The organism is Corynebacterium callunae (assembly GCF_046592015.1).
In the GTDB taxonomy this organism is placed as follows: domain Bacteria; phylum Actinomycetota; class Actinomycetes; order Mycobacteriales; family Mycobacteriaceae; genus Corynebacterium; species Corynebacterium callunae_A.
Genome location: NZ_JAWVOB010000004.1, coordinates 153,169 through 168,224, shown reverse-complemented (window position 1 = coordinate 168,224; position 15,056 = coordinate 153,169). Strand labels below are relative to the sequence as shown.

Here is a 15,056-nt window from a genome sequence, read left to right as displayed (position 1 = left end):
GCTTAACTCCACACAAACTGGTTGTTCACGGCAGCCAATCCGAGGCGATCCCGCAGGCTGAGGCCCTGACGGTGGGTGCCATAGGCGCCGGCACTATCCACAATGTCAGCTACCAGGGTTTTTAGGTTATTCTGTGCCTCGTCTACTCCGGCTCCCACGCGGAAGTGCACCCCGGGCAGGCCGGCGTCGATAAGCACGCGCACGGTGTCGCGGAACCAGGTGGCCGTGGCGTCGGCGGGCACTTCGATGCTGGGGTAGATTTTCGCGGAGGTTTCCGGCAGGGAAACCTCGGAGTCGGCGCCCGCGACGGGCAGCAGGATGACCTCGGCGCTGGCCAGTCCGATGTCCAGGGCGTGCTCATTATCGGCGTAAATGAACACCGGTGGGTGGCCCTGTGGCGGATTCGGAACGATGGATGGGCCCTTCACGGAGTAGGGCTGACCTGCACTATCGGTGAGCTGCGCGTCAACATAGTGCAATTTGGAGCGGTCAATAAAACGACCGGTACGGGCATCGCGGATTTCCGCGTCGGCCTCCCAGGAGTCCCACAGCGCGCGGACGGTGTCGATAACCTGAGAGGTTTCGGCCCATGCGGACTGCGCCTGGGGTGCTTCTCGACGTCCAAACGCCGCAGCAACCTCCGTCTCCAGGGAGGGCACCGGACGCCAGCCAGCGCGTGCGCGGCCGGTGTAATCCAAGGTGGCCGTCGCGGTGGCAACGTGGAAAGGCTCGGTGTGGGTGGTGGTCAGGGTTGGGACCAAGCCGATCTGGCGGGTCTGCGCGCTAATAAAGCTGGCAACCAGGGAAGCATCCTGGGCTCTCCAAGAATCGCCGAAAGTGAGGAAGTCTACGCCGGAGGCATCAAGGGCGCGGGCTGCTGCGAGGGTGGCGGCGATGTCGGAGATATCTTCAAAGCCGACGCCTACGATAAATGGCTTATTGGTGCTCATGAGTTCTGTCCTACTTTCTGGGAATCAGTGGAATTTGCGTCAGTGTTAGCGTTGCGGAATTCTTGCCACTCGGTGGCAGGGCGGTGTGCCGGCAGGCCGAGGTTTTCACGCAGGGTGGTGCCAGGGTAGGAGTCGCGGTAAACGCCGCGGTCCTGCAGCTCTGGGACAACCAGATCAACAACGTCATCCAAGCCGCTTGGGGTAATGGATGGCACCAAGATGAAGCCATCGGCTGCGCGCTGCTGCACAAATTCATTAAGCTGATCGGCTACCTGGCCGGGAGTGCCCACAAAGCTGGTGCGGGTGCTTACTGCAATAACAAGCTCGCGGATAGACAGGTTTTCTGCCTCGGCGCGCTGCCTCCACAAACCGGCAATTGCTTGAGGATCCTTGAAGTGGCGTACCTTGCCGCGGGTGACGGAGATATCGTCAACGTTTGGCTCAATATCTGGAAGTGGGCCATCTGGATCATAGGAGGTGAGGGCACGGCCCCATACCTGCTCCAAGAAGGCAATGGCGCCAGGTCCGCTGACCTGCTGGCGGTGGGTTTCCCGAGCGCGTTCCTGCGCATCCGCTTCAGAAGAACCAATCACCACGGTGACACCGGGGAAGATCTTCAGATCATCTTCACCACGGCCATAACGGCTCAGGCGTGACTTCACGTCCTTATAAAAAGCCTTGCCATCTTCAAGCTCAGTGTGGCGGGTGAAAATGACATCTGCAGAACCAGCAGCAAACTCACGGCCAGCATCAGAATCACCAGCCTGCAAAACTACTGGGTGTCCCTGAGGAAGATTGCCATTGGGGAAAGTGGTGCTGATATCAAAGAATTTGGAAGCGTGCTCCACCACTTCCTGTGGTTGTGCATCCCACAGCTCGCGGGCAGTCTGGATAAAGTCCACCGCACGGTTATAACGATCGGCGTACTCCAAGTAGCCTCCGCGCCTAAAGTTTTCACCGGTAAAGGCATCATTGGAGGTCACCACATTCCAGGCAGCGCGGCCCTGAGAAACATGGTCCAAGGTGCTAAGTGCGCGGGCCAACTCAAAAGGCTCGTTATAGGTGGAGCTCAAGGTGCCAGCCAAGCCAAGGTGCTTGGTCACACCAGCCAGGGCAGCCAATACAGAGAGGGTATTGGGACGCCCGACCACATCAAGGTCAAAGATTTCACCCTTGTGCTCGCGCAGCCGCAGGCCTTCTGCGAGGAAGAAGAAATCAAAGAGACCACGTTCTGCAGTGCGAGCCAGGTGCTCAAAAGAGGAGAACTCAATGTGGCTCTTGGCATCTGGGCTTGACCAGATGGTGGTGTTATTTACGCCGGGGAAATGGGCGGCGAGGTGAACCTGACGGGAATTATTGCTCATTTTCTTCTTCCTTTTCAATAGCTTCAATTGTTTGGACATAGGTCAGTGCACTTAAACCGCATACCGAGCCCAAGATTCTTAGTTCCTTGTAGCGATTCACTTTGTTTCCTTCGCATCAACGAGCAGATCCAGGCGGGAATCCGCGCCGAGGCTGACACCTTCGACGTCATCAGCCACGCCGATGAGGGTGGTCAGCTCATGAACAGGGACAAAATCATGCTTTTCGACGAGCTCACGTTGCAGCTGCTCCAGCGCCGCGGTGCGCGCAGCGGGGTCACCAATAGACAGCTGCGCATTCAGGTCCTGCTGTAGTGCGGTATCCGGAACGGGATAGTTGGTGGTGGATCCGATATCGCTGAAGTCACCGCGCAGCACGTCGCCATCAACTCGGGAGAGGTTGCGCCAGGCGATGTCATAATCACCAGCGGTCAACGTGGCTTGGAATTCTGGAACGGTACCGGTGACCTGGGTACTGGCGATGCCCACTGCGCGCAGCTGCTCCTGAATCAAAGCGATGCTGTCAGAGTTGGGGCCAAAGTTATTGATGTAGGTAATACGCAGGTTGAGAGTTTGGCCATCCTTGGTGCGGGTACCGTCGGGGCCGACAACCCAACCAGCCTCGTCGAGAAGTTTCTTGGCTGCCTCTGGATCATGCTTTTCAATGGCATCTGAAACATCGGCATAGTCCTTGGTGGTGGAGGAGAGTGGGCTGGTGGCCACCTTAAATTGATCACTCAGGGCGCCGTCGCGGACCTCTTGGGAATCCACTGCCAAAGCAATAGCCTCGCGGACCCTCTCATCCTGGATGGCTGGTCTCTTGTAATTGAAGTAGAGGCCAAACACGGTGCCCGGGTTTGCGCGGGACACAATGGAGTTGCTTGCTTCTACAGAGGCAATGTCATTAGGGGAGATACCACCGGCAACATCAATCTGGCCACTGCTCAGGCCACCAGTGCGGTTGCCGGCTTCTGGAATGATCTTAAATTCCACGGAATCAAGGTAGGCATCGCCGCGGTTTTCAAAGGAGGCAGGAGCCCACTTATAACCCTCGCGCTTTTCCAAGGTCACCTGCGAATCCTTGGTGTAGTTACCCAAGGTGAATGGTCCAGAGCCGGCTACGCCCTCACCGAGAGCGCGGTCTGCATAAGGAATCTCGAGGGAAGCATCAGAGACAATGCCAAAAGGCACGCCTGCTACCGCGGTGAGGAAAGCCGCATTAGGGGCAGAGAGCTTAACAATGACAGTGTGATCATCAACCACTTCGGAAGACTCATAGGTGCGGATATCTGCAGCAGCAGAGCTGCTAGCACCGGCAGCACTGATGTCATCAAAGTTGGCAGCCACGGTTTGTGCAGTGAGTGCCGAACCATCGGAGAAGGTGACATCCTCACGCAGGTGGAAGGTGAACTGGGTGGCATCGGTATTTACTTCCCAAGAGCTGGCCAACCATGGCTCAACTTCTGCGGTGTCCGGGTTGAGGTACACCAGGGAATCAAAGATCTGACGGGTGACGTACCAGGTGTCATTGCCATTGCCAATCGCGGAAGGATTAAACACCAAAGGGTCATTGCCAATAGCGAAGGTAAGGGTACCTCCGGTAGTTCCACCTTCCGCGGAGGAATCAGAGGAAGCGGAGGAGCAACCGCTCAAGGTCAGTGTTGCAACAAGTACGGAGGTGGCCAGGATGGAAATGCGCTTAGAGTTTTTCATGAACTGCTTTCTAAATAGTTTCTAAAAGGAGAGTGCTAAATAACGGTGGAAGGAGCGGGGAACAGCGGGATAGATCCCAAGAGGTCCTTGGTGTATTCGTGTTGGGGGTTTTCAAAGAGGGTGACAGCATCTGCCTCTTCCACCAGATCGCCGAAGCGAATCACGCCGACGGTGTGGGCAATATCGCGCACCACGGCGAGGTCATGGGAGATAAAAAGATAGGCCAGTTTGTGTTCTTCTTGGAGATCCACCAACAGGTCCAAAATCTGCGCCTGCACAGTCACGTCCAGGGCCGACACTGGTTCATCCAAGATGAGTACTTCTGGGTTAAGCGCCAGTGCACGGGCAATGGCTACTCGTTGACGCTGACCACCACTGAGTCCTGCTGGTCGTTGCTGGGCGATGTGCGGTGCCAAAGCAACTTGGTCCAGTAGCTCGGCGGCGCGCTTTTCGCGGGAACGGCGGTTGCCTTCACCAAAGGATGCAAGCGGTTCATAGATATTTTCGGCCACGCTCATACGCGGGTTAAGTGAGGCATAGGGGTTTTGTTGCACCACCTGAATGCGGCGACGCAGGTCCCGAAGTTCCTTACCCTTGGCCTCGGTAATGTCCTGGCCACCAAGCAGCACCTGACCCTCGGTGGGAGATTCCAACCTGAGTGCAATGCGTCCGAGGGTGGTTTTGCCGGAGCCGCTTTCACCTACCAGACCATAGGTGGAGGCTTGGGGAATTTTCACGGAGACATTCTTAAGGGCGTTTACTACCTGGGCAGTTTCGCCGGCACGCTTGGGCAGTGCAAATTGCTTGGAGATATTGTGCAGCTCCAGCGCCGGTGCCACAGCCGCCCCGCCCGACAAAGCAGGAGCAGCGGGAGCCGAAACGCGGCGCTGTGCATGCAAGCTGGGGGCATCGCTAATCAGCTGCTGAGTATAAGGATGCTGGGGATTGGTCAAAATCTCTTCCGGTGTACCGGTTTCTACAATTTCGCCCTTGGACAGCACAATAATGCGGTCGCTGCGTTCTGCGGCCACGCCCAAATCGTGCGTGATCAGCAGGGTAGCCAGGTTCTTTTCCCGGGTGAGCGCATCCAGATTGTTGAGGATCTTGTGCTGTACGGTCACATCCAAAGCACTGGTGGGTTCATCGGCAATTAGCAGTGCAGGTTCTGCCACCACACCAATGGCGATGAGTACGCGCTGGCGCATACCGCCGGAAAGCTCATGAGGATATTGGCGGGCACGTTGTTCTGGACGATCAATTCCGGCTGCAGCCAAAGCCTCGATGGCGAGAGCCTTAGCGTCTCGTCGAGAAGCAATTTTATGTACCCGCAGCACTTCAGCAACCTGGTCGCCGATGCGGTGCACCGGGTTGAGGGACACGCTGGGGTCCTGAGGCACAAAGCCGATCTGGCGGCCGCGGTAGTGGTTGAGCGCACGGGGCTTGGCGCCGAGCAGCTCCACGCCGTCATTGCCAAAGGTTATGCTGCCCCCGCCAATCTGCAGGTTCCCGGATTGCAGGCCCACGATGGTGGAGGCGATGGTGGATTTACCGGAGCCACTTTCGCCCACAAGCGCCAGGCGCTCGCCCACAGCCACGCTAAAAGAAACCCCGCGCACAGCTTCCACCAGGCCTTGGTGGGTGCGGTAGTTCAGCTTGAGGTCTTTAACCTCTAGTAGTGGAGTGTTCATGAGCGGCTTCCGTGTTCATTAAGAGCATTGGACAGGCGGTTAACAGAGAGCACTGTCAGCATGATGACCAGGCCGGGGAAGGCGGAAATCCAGCCCTGAGCTGCGAGGTAATCGCGGCCTTGGGAGACCAGCGCACCCCATTCAGGTGCGGGTGGTGGGGCGCCATAACCGAGGAAGCTAAGGGAGGAAATCGCCAGCACTGCAGTGCCGAATTCCAAAACCACCAGCACAATGACGGGGCCGAGGGAGTTGGGGAGAATATGGCGCCACAACACGCGCCATTTGGTTGCGCCAGAGGCAACAGCTGCTTCGACGTAGAGGTTGTTGCGAACTTTCAGCACCTCAGAGCGCATCACGCGGGAAATGGAGGCAACTGCGCCGATACCCACGGCGATGGCCACGTTGATGGTGCCAAAACCAAGAGCCACAATCACAGCCAAGGAAAGCAGCAGGCTTGGGATCGCCAGCAGTACATCGGCAATGCGCATGATCAGCGCATCCACCCAGCCACCAATAAAGCCGGCCAGCGCGCCGAGGAAGCCACCAACGGCAAAACCCAAGCTCACAGCAACCAGCACCGCTTTAATGGTGAGGCCGGTGCCATAAACCACGCGGGTAAAAATATCGCGACCCAGCTGATCGGTGCCAAACCAGTGCTCGCCATTTGGTGGCAGCAGCTTCTGCGAAACCTCGCCGCTAATGGGATCACCAGAGGTCACCCATCCTGGAACAAGCGTCCAAATAAGCACCACGAGCAGCCATAACACCGCCAGAATCACCGTGGGCGAGGTAAAAGCCGAACCCCGCAGGCGCTCCCAGCGTGAGCTGGTCTTAAACACCGATTTTTGCTTGTCGACGCCACCCTCCACCGCAGAGGCTGCGGCTTTTTTGATGGGGGCCACCGCTGCAGCGGCCACGACTGGAACTGGCTTAGACGGAGTATTCAACTGTGGAGTCTGCGTTGTCATGATCCTTGTCCTTTCGTGTCTTTAGCTCTGGAGCGGGGGAAACTTCAGCTTTTTTAATGCGGGATTGCTTGGCAAAACGAGCGCGCTGACGGGGATCAACCAGCGGATATAGGAGGTCAACGATGAGGTTGGTAATGGAATAAAGTGCGGCGCCTACCAACACCGCTCCAAGAACCACCGGAATATCTTGTTGGGAAACTGCAGAGGCAATCACGCGGCCCAGGCCCGGGCGGGAGAACACGGTCTCCGTAACCACAGTGCCGCTGAGCAGCTGACCCACAACCAAGCCGGTAATCGTGAGCATTGGCAATAGGGCGTTGGGCAGTGCGTGGCGAATCACCACGGCAAAACGTGGGGTTCCTTTGGCAAAGGCCGTTGCGGAATAAGCTTCATTAATGGCCACGTTCAAACTGCGGGTAAATACCTGGGCGATCATGGCGCTGGTGGGCAGTGCCAGGGTCAGTGCCGGCAAGATCATGGAGCTTAGGCCCTCCGCGGAAAACGCAGGGAATAATTGCAGGCGGAAAGAGAATATCTGGATAAGCAGCAAACCAAACCAAAAGGCTGGAATGGATACTGCCAAGGACGGAAGGGAGAGCAGCGCCTGGCGTAGCCAAGAGTTTTGGGCATAACTTGCGATAACCGCAATGCCAATGCCGAAGATGAGAGCAAAGAGGAAACCGAGGGCTGCGAGCTGTGCGGTATAACCGATTGCTTCAGCCAGGATAGATCCCACTGGGCTACTCATTTGAATGGAGTAGCCGAGATCGCCCCGCAAAAGATTAAAAAATGCAGTAGCATATTGGACAACTAGTGGCTTATCAAAACCGTATTGAGCAGCAAGGGCTGCGCGTTCTTCAGCGGAGATATCGGTAGCGTCTGGTCCCAACAGCAGGGAAACTGGATCACTGGGCAACGCAAAGAGCAGGAAGAATGCCAGGGTATAGGCCACCCAGGTCACTAGCAGGGCCTGGCCGATGCGGAGCAAAATATATCTAGCCACCGACAGTCTCCAAAGCCCAAGATTGTTTAGCGTCCGACTTCCAGTCGAGTGCTGGCAGGATAAGATCGGCAATATCGCGAATGATCTGCACGTATTCCTGTTGGTCAAAGGCATATGGCAGGGCGATGCGCAGCTCGGTGCGGCCATCAAAGGAAGGATCGTTTTTCAGCTGCTCGATAATCTCATCGGAGCTGCCAATCAGGTCTGGCTGAATAACCGTCTTGCGCTCACCCTGTGGCTGCTTGGTGCGCTCATTACGCGCTGCGGCAAATTCTTGATAGTGCTTGGTCTGTTCAATATTGGCAGAATCCAGTGGCAGGATGACCCTTTCCACAGCTACGCGAGGTGCGTTTTCGCCCTTGAATTCTTGGTAATAAAGATCAATGCGAGCCCGCTGAGCCTCTTCAAAGCTCAGATCGCCCACCGCATTGGTGAGGTTGCCCAGGGAAATCGCCAGCCCATGCTGAGCTGCCCAGGTGGTGGAGCGATCCGAACCTGCGCCCAACCAGACACTATTAATAAGTTCTGGAATGTGCGGGTGGATGGAAGGAGCGTGCAAGGTTCCATAAGGAGTGGTGATGAGCTCCTCTGAAAGTGGCTTGCCCTGCAGTGCTTCTAAGAAGCGCTCGATAAGTTCATAACTATCGGTAAAAGGTGAGACATCAGTGCGGTTAAGCGGAGTCAGCAACTCTTGATGTGGTGCCGAGGTGCTAATTCCTACTGCTAAACGGCCCAGGCTTAAAGCTGCCACGGTGGAGAAATCCTCTGCCAGGCGGAAAGGGTTTTCATAACCGAGCGGAACAATATTGGTTTCTAAAGTAATTGCCTTGGTGCGCTGGGTAGCTGCTGCCAAGAAAGTTAATGCCGAAGATGATCCCCACTCCAAATGGCGCTGGCGGATGCCGGCGGTTTGGTAGCCGATATCCTCCGCGATGCGGAAGAGATCCAAGGTGTCATTAAGGCCCTGATATGGGTTGTGTGCGGAGTAGCTCCCGGGGGAGATAATTCCGGCACGGAAGATGCCAGTCATTGTTCTAAGCTCGTTTCATCCTGTGGTTTTCCGTTGACAGGAATAACACTAGACACCTCAGTCTTAAAACATGCACTAATAAAACCAGAATGGATAAAACTATGCAGGAGGCATTATTAGTGCAGCTTAAATGGGGTTTATCCCAGGTGAATGGAGATTCAAAAAGTGCCTAAATAAGGTGTGGGAGTTCTCAAATTTCGAAAATCTTGGCAGAATAATTCCTTGTAAACAGACTGTTTAGTCTGTTAAATCTAGAAAAACTTGAGGAGCAACAAATGGTTACTGCAGCAGCCTGGAATGAATCCGATTGGGAAGCCTGGAATGCCGAGCGCGAGCAATTTGCCAAGGGCCCGCAGGGTCCAGCAGCTTTAACTGGCACCTTTTGGATCACTGCAACTTCCGAGGATGAGGGGCAGGAAGTCCCAGGCTTACCGGGGCGCTGGTGGGTGGCGTCGACAAGCGTGGTTGGTAGCGAACTGCCGGCGCTGCAGCCGGGGGAGTTTATTGAAGTTGCTCCGGGCGTGAGCGCAACGGCGCTGGTACGCCAGGCCAAATTTGCGCTGCGCGTTTTTGATCCGGCTACCACCAAGCCTCTGGCAGAGCAGGGTATTGCTACTTTTGCGCCACAGGAAAAGTGGGTTGTGCCAGCGCAGGTGGAGCGTGACTCCGAGGTGCTGGACGTGACCACGGTGGATGGCGCGACGATTCCCACGGAGTTTTATGGTTGGGTCAATTTTGAGCTCGAGGGCACGCCGCAGCGTCTGCGAGTAACCAATACCGGCAGCGAACTTCATGCAGTGTTTGGTGATACATCGGCGGAAAATGGGGTGCACCCATTCCGCTTCTTGAGCATTCCACTGCCGGATACGGAAGGAAATACTGTGATTGATTTTAATTACAGCTATCTTTCACCCTCGGCATTTAACAAAAACTACCTGTGCCCAACGCCTGTAGCTGACAATAAATTGAATATTGCGGTGGAGGCAGGGGAGCAGCACGCCGTTTTTGCCAGCTAGTTTTGCCAGCTGGGGGGCTAGCTGCAGTGAACTTTCTTCACGCTAGGCTTTCGTAGACATCGGCTTAGCGTGAAGATTGACAAATTAATCAAGATCCGCCCGAGCGCATTGAGTGCAGCGCGCGGGCGGATTTTATTTTTTACTCGTGGGAAGCAACGAGGCGACCAATGACCTCACCGCGCTTGAGCTTTTCTAGACCTTCAGGGATTTCATCGAAGGAAATGGTGGTGATCTGTGGCTTCATGCGACCGGTTGCCATGTTTTCATAAACACCGGCGATGTCTTCCTTGGTGCCACCGACGGAACCCTTGAGCGTAATGCTGCGGGTGATCAGGGTACGGGTGTTAATGTTTGCTTCGAGGCGACCCATGCCAACCTGCACCACGGTGCCGCCATAACGGACCTTTTCACTGGCGTCTGCGGTGGTCTCGCCAAAACCGCCGTAGTCCACGATGACATCAAATTCGATGTCCTTAAAATACTTAATGGACTTCTTGACGTCCTTGGCGCCGAGTTCCTTAGCCAGTGGCCAGACCTTCTCATTGACCTCTGCCACATAAACTTCAGCACCGGCGAGGATGCCGGCAGCAGCACCGAGCTGACCCAGGCCGCCAAGACCGATTACGCCGACGACGTCGCCTTCCTTCACTCCACCTTCAGTGATAATCGCGTGATAGGAGGTCATGCCTGCGTCGGTGGCGGCAGCGCCGTTGAGGAAATCTACTTCATCAGGAAGTGGTACCAATGCGCCCGCTGCAACTGCCATCTTGGGTGCAAAACCACCATTGCAGGCATAACCGGGAGCGCCGATTCCTTCAGCGGTAGGGCAGACACCAACGCGGTCACCAATCTTGAAATCGGTGACACCTTCGCCGACCTCAATGACAACGCCAGCATTTTCGTGGCCAATGGTGATGGGGCGAGTAGCCAGCAATGCCAGCCAGCCTTCATCTTCCAAAAGTCCGACGTCAGAGTGGTAGAGGCCAGATGCTTTCATCTCTAGGACAACCTCGCCAGCATCAGCGGTGGGCTCTGGAACCTCGTTGAGAACGAGGGGTTCATTGGTGTTGGTGAACTGCCAAGCTTTCATTGTTGCTTCTTTTTAAAGGTGGTGTTTCTACCTATGATTTTAAGCCGGTTCAAAGGAGCGTGCAGATGTTTTTGGGTGGGAAAACTACCCCCATTTCTGAACCTCATTCAGCAGTAGGCTTTTATTCAGCCCGAATGAAAGTGTCACTACTTGGAGGTTTATCCATATACCCTAACTTCTAGAACTTACAGACAGCTTGGTCTATTAGAAATAGACCAAGCTTTAGAATTTAGGGCGTTGGTGCATATGAAGGTTACACGTGTAACCACCATCACGGCAGTGGGTGTTATTGCAGCTTTAGGGCTGGTTTTTGCAGCGCCAGGGGGCAGTACCGATGAACCCAATGGCGCAGATATTTCCTCTGGCAGCCACCGGCTAAACATCGTGGCCTACGCTGTTCCCAAGGTTGGCTTTGATGAGATCATCCCGGCTTATCGCGCTACCGAAGAGGGAGCCGATACTGGCTTTGCACAGTCCTATGGCGCTTCCGGTGATCAATCCCGCAAGGTTCTAAGGCGCGTACCAGCAGATATTGTGAACTTCTCAGTGGAGCCAGATATCACCCGCTTGGTCAACGCAGGCCTGGTGGATGAAAACTGGAAGAAGGGTGTCCCCGCGGATGAAAGCGGGAAGTCCGTTCCTTTTGGCTCGGTGGTGTCTTTTGTTACCCGCGAGGGCAATCCCAAAAACCTCACAACCTGGGATGATCTACTCAACTCCGATGTAGAGGTAATCAGCCCCAACCCCGCGAGCTCCGGCTCTGCAAAGTGGAACCTGCTAGCTCCCTACGCCTCCTGGTTCTTCCGCGATATTGCAGATCAGCAAGCAGCCGGTGGGGAAGTAAGTTATGTGCACGCCAATGACGTAGCCACCGCAAAGCTCACCGAGTTGGTTTCTAACACCTTCAAGGTGCGCCCCAAGTCCGGCCGCGAAGCAACCTCCACTTTTGAACAAGGCCAGGGCGATGTGCTCTTGTCCTATGAAAATGAGGCCATCCTGCTCGACCGCACCGGTAGCAATATTGAATACTTCAATCCGCCACAGACCTTCCGCATTGAAAACCCAGTAGCTGTGGTTAATACCTCAGACAATCTGGAGGAGGCTACTGACTTCCGCAACTACCTCTTCACTGATGAGGCGGAGCACATTTGGGCTAAGGAAGGTTTCCGCCCCGGCTCGGATCTTTTTAACAAGGACAATCAAACCCCGATTATTGATTCCCTGCCAGCTGAGGAAAAGGACGCCTTTAAGTCCTATGAGGTGGCCTATTCCATTGATGATCTCTCCGCAGCTTTTGGAGAGCTGGCCAAAGAAGACCCGGCGCTCGCGGAAAAATATGGACTTTATAAAGACGGTGAGCTCCGCAAGGGGTGGGGGATTGTTGATGCCTTCCTCTTCAAAAAAGCCCAGCCCGACAGTGGCGAAAGCAACGGCGTGATCACCACTATTTACCAGGAAGTGTAGACATGAGTACTGCAACAATTACCCGCCCACGAGCAACCTCCGCTGTTGGCGGACTGGGCAACTCCGGTGTCGGCGTCGCAACGCTGTGGTTATCTGTGATCGTGCTGCTTCCTCTAGCAGCCCTCACCACTGAGGCATTTTCGGTGGGTGGTGTCCAAGGTTTTTGGGAGTCTGTGACGTCCTCCGGAGCTGTCGACGCGCTGCGCGTGACTGTTGGCGTCTCGCTGGTGGTTGCGCTGATCAATATTGTGTTTGGAACCTTGATCGCCTGGGTACTGGTCCGCGATGATTTTCCCGGAAAAGGCATTATAAATGCACTAATCGATCTTCCTTTTGCACTGCCCACCATCGTCGCTTCACTGGTGCTGCTCTCTTTATATGGTCCCGATAGTCCGGTGGGCATTACCCTTAACGCCACGCAGCCTGCGCTGGTACTGGCACTGACCTTTGTCACCCTGCCTTTTGTGGTGCGTGCGGTGCAGCCGGTGCTGATTGAACTCGATCAGGATGTGGAGGAAGCGGCGGCCAGCCTCGGCGCGAATAACTTCACCATCTTCTTCCAAATTGTGTTGCCGGCATTGCTGCCCGCCCTGCTTTCAGGTGGCGGCTTGGCCTTTGCCCGTGCCATTGGTGAATACGGTTCCGTGGTGCTGATCGGCGGCAATATTCCGGGCGAAACCCAGATGGCTTCGCAGTATATCCAGGAACAAATTGAATCCGATGTGCCATCTGCTGCGGCAGCGGTATCCGTTACCTTGCTGGCCATCACCTTTGTGGTGTTGTTTATCCTGCGCGTGATTTCCCAGCGCAGCTCCAAGAAAGTTGAGAGCTAAATGAAACTACAAAAATCAACCACCCTGATCCTGCGTAGTATCGCGCTGCTCTACATTTTCATTCTGGTTGTAGTACCTATTGCCACCATTTTGTACCGCACTTTCCGCCCTGGTTTGGCAACATTTTGGGAGTGGATCACCACACCCGCAGCGATCTCTGCACTGCAGGTTTCCCTGATCATTGTGCTGATTACAGTGCCACTCAACGTTATCTTCGGCATTGTGGTGTCATTGGCGCTGGTGCGCGGAAACTTCCCCGGCAAGGGCATTGTCCAAGCCATTGTGGATCTTCCTTTTGCTGTCTCCCCGGTGATTGTCGGCGTTTCCCTCATCCTGCTGTGGGGCCACGGCGGCTGGTTCGGCGGAATTGAAAACACCGGCTTTAAGGTCATCTTCGCACTTCCCGGCATGGTGCTGGCCACCATCTTTGTCACCCTGCCGTTCATTGTCCGCGAGGTGGAACCGGTACTGCGTGAGATCGGTACGGAGCAAGAACAGGCGGCTGCCACCCTCGGCGCCAACCGTTGGGAGACCTTCTCCCAGATCACCTTGCCATCTATCCGTTGGGGCTTGGTCTACGGCGTTGTCCTCACTGTGGCCCGCGCGCTTGGCGAATTTGGTGCCGTGATCATGGTTGCTTCCAACTTTGCTGGCGGCGGCCAAACGCTGACCCTGCTGGTTCATTCCCGCTACATCGATGACCACAACGAATACGGCGCCTACGCCGCAGCCACCCTGCTGATGGGTGTTGCTGTTCTCGTCCTCGTCCTCATGACCATTATTCAAAAACGAAACAAGGTAGAACAATGACCGCCGCACACACCAGCACCAGCTCCAGCACCGCAGGCACTCCAGGCGCCAACGGCTCCGCAACCACCGGCACCGCCAAGATTTCCATTAAAAACATCAACAAGAACTACGGCGATTTCCAAGCCCTCAACAATGTCTCCCTAGACATCCACGAAGGTTCCCTCACCGCGCTTCTTGGACCATCCGGTTCCGGCAAGTCCACCCTTTTGCGTTCCATCGCCGGTCTCGATCAGCCCGATAGCGGCACCATCATTATTGACGGCGAGGACATCACCCGCGTCTCCCCACAGCAGCGCGGCATTGGCTTTGTGTTCCAGCACTACGCCGCCTTCAAACACCTCACCGTGCGCGAAAACGTGGGCTTCGGCCTAAAGATCCGCAAGCGCCCAGCCGCCGAGATCCGCGCCCGCGTCGACGAACTCCTGGAGATCGTGGGCCTGGCCGGCTTCCACGAGCGTTACCCCAGCCAGCTCTCAGGCGGTCAGCGCCAGCGCCTTGCGCTTGCCCGCGCCCTTGCGGTTAGCCCCAAGGTTTTGCTTCTCGACGAACCCTTTGGCGCGCTTGATGCCAAGGTGAGAGAAGATCTCCGTTCCTGGCTGCGTCGTCTGCACAAGGAATTTAATATCACCACCGTTCTGGTTACCCACGATCAGCAGGAAGCACTCGATGTTGCCGATCAGATTGTGGTGCTTAACAAGGGCCAGATTGAACAGATCGGCACCCCAACCGAGCTTTATGATCAGCCTGCCAATGATTTTGTTTTGGGCTTCTTAGGCCAGGTGTCCACCCTCGATGGAAAGGTGGTTCGCCCCCACGATATCCGCCTGGGTCGCACCCCTGACCTGGCAGTGCACAACCACGAAGTCGCGGAAACCTCGGTTATTAACGCCACCGTGGAACGCGTGGTCTTCCTCGGTTTTGAGGTGCGCGTGGAGCTGCGGGAAACCGAGTCTGGCAATCCTTTCACCGCCGAGATCACCCGCGGTGACGCCCTGGCACTTGACCTACAGCCAGGGGAGATCATTTACGCCCGAGCCACCCGGCCAGCCGCACTTATCCAGTCAACCGCGAGCGTAAACAACTAAGAAAAACGCAATGTTTCACGTGAAACATTGCGTTTTTTCATTGCC

The 15,056-nt window shown here is 55.7% G+C and carries 13 protein-coding genes; 5 read left to right on the top strand and 8 right to left on the bottom strand.

Annotated features, from left to right (window positions below):
• Positions 1–2: 2 nt before the first annotated feature.
• The 7 genes from SFC07_RS06460 to SFC07_RS06430 all read right to left on the bottom strand — a co-directional run bounded on the left by SFC07_RS06460 (position 3) and on the right by SFC07_RS06430 (position 8,713).
• A complete protein-coding gene (locus SFC07_RS06460; protein WP_411207405.1) occupies positions 3–950 on the bottom strand; it encodes an LLM class flavin-dependent oxidoreductase in 948 nt (315 codons plus the stop codon).
• On the bottom strand, positions 947–2,314 hold the full coding sequence (locus SFC07_RS06455) for an NtaA/DmoA family FMN-dependent monooxygenase (RefSeq protein ID WP_411207404.1): 1,368 nt from the start codon (positions 2,312–2,314) through the stop codon (positions 947–949). Before SFC07_RS06455 ends, SFC07_RS06460 begins: the two co-directional genes overlap by 4 nt.
• A 96-nt stretch (positions 2,315–2,410) precedes the next feature.
• Entirely contained in the window at positions 2,411–4,024 is a 1,614-nt protein-coding gene (locus SFC07_RS06450) for an ABC transporter substrate-binding protein (protein WP_411207403.1), read from the bottom strand.
• Positions 4,025–4,059: 35 nt separating this feature from the next.
• Positions 4,060–5,712, bottom strand: coding sequence for a dipeptide ABC transporter ATP-binding protein (locus SFC07_RS06445; RefSeq protein ID WP_411207402.1), 1,653 nt, complete (start codon positions 5,710–5,712; stop codon positions 4,060–4,062).
• Complete coding sequence (locus SFC07_RS06440) at positions 5,709–6,680, bottom strand: ABC transporter permease (RefSeq protein ID WP_411207401.1); 972 nt, start codon at positions 6,678–6,680, stop codon at positions 5,709–5,711. Before SFC07_RS06440 ends, SFC07_RS06445 begins: the two co-directional genes overlap by 4 nt.
• Positions 6,643–7,683: an ABC transporter permease gene (locus SFC07_RS06435; protein ID WP_411207400.1), complete on the bottom strand. Its 1,041-nt coding sequence runs from the start codon at positions 7,681–7,683 to the stop codon at positions 6,643–6,645. Before SFC07_RS06435 ends, SFC07_RS06440 begins: the two co-directional genes overlap by 38 nt.
• On the bottom strand, positions 7,676–8,713 hold the full coding sequence (locus SFC07_RS06430) for an LLM class flavin-dependent oxidoreductase (RefSeq protein ID WP_411207399.1): 1,038 nt from the start codon (positions 8,711–8,713) through the stop codon (positions 7,676–7,678). Before SFC07_RS06430 ends, SFC07_RS06435 begins: the two co-directional genes overlap by 8 nt.
• A 275-nt stretch (positions 8,714–8,988) precedes the next feature.
• On the opposite strand from SFC07_RS06430, the gene SFC07_RS06425 reads away from it, so the two are divergent.
• Positions 8,989–9,729, top strand: coding sequence for a DUF1684 domain-containing protein (locus SFC07_RS06425; protein ID WP_411207398.1), 741 nt, complete (start codon positions 8,989–8,991; stop codon positions 9,727–9,729).
• 139 nt (positions 9,730–9,868) lie between these two features.
• Here SFC07_RS06425 and SFC07_RS06420 read toward each other — a convergent pair whose 3' ends face one another.
• Entirely contained in the window at positions 9,869–10,819 is a 951-nt protein-coding gene (locus SFC07_RS06420; protein WP_411207397.1) for a zinc-binding dehydrogenase, read from the bottom strand.
• Positions 10,820–11,065: 246 nt separating this feature from the next.
• Here SFC07_RS06420 and SFC07_RS06415 point away from each other — a divergent pair, with 246 nt between their 5' ends.
• The 4 genes from SFC07_RS06415 to SFC07_RS06400 are packed head-to-tail and all read left to right on the top strand — an operon-like array spanning position 11,066 to position 15,011.
• Positions 11,066–12,283, top strand: a complete 1,218-nt coding sequence (locus SFC07_RS06415; RefSeq protein WP_411207396.1) for an extracellular solute-binding protein — start codon at positions 11,066–11,068, stop codon at positions 12,281–12,283.
• A gap of 2 nt (positions 12,284–12,285) precedes the next feature.
• On the top strand, positions 12,286–13,116 hold the full coding sequence (cysT, locus tag SFC07_RS06410) for a sulfate ABC transporter permease subunit CysT (RefSeq protein WP_411207395.1): 831 nt from the start codon (positions 12,286–12,288) through the stop codon (positions 13,114–13,116).
• Complete coding sequence (locus tag SFC07_RS06405) at positions 13,117–13,926, top strand: sulfate ABC transporter permease (protein WP_411207394.1); 810 nt, start codon at positions 13,117–13,119, stop codon at positions 13,924–13,926. It begins immediately after the preceding gene.
• Complete coding sequence (locus SFC07_RS06400; RefSeq protein ID WP_411207393.1) at positions 13,923–15,011, top strand: sulfate/molybdate ABC transporter ATP-binding protein; 1,089 nt, start codon at positions 13,923–13,925, stop codon at positions 15,009–15,011. Before SFC07_RS06405 ends, SFC07_RS06400 begins: the two co-directional genes overlap by 4 nt.
• The last annotated feature ends 45 nt before the right edge of the window (positions 15,012–15,056 follow it).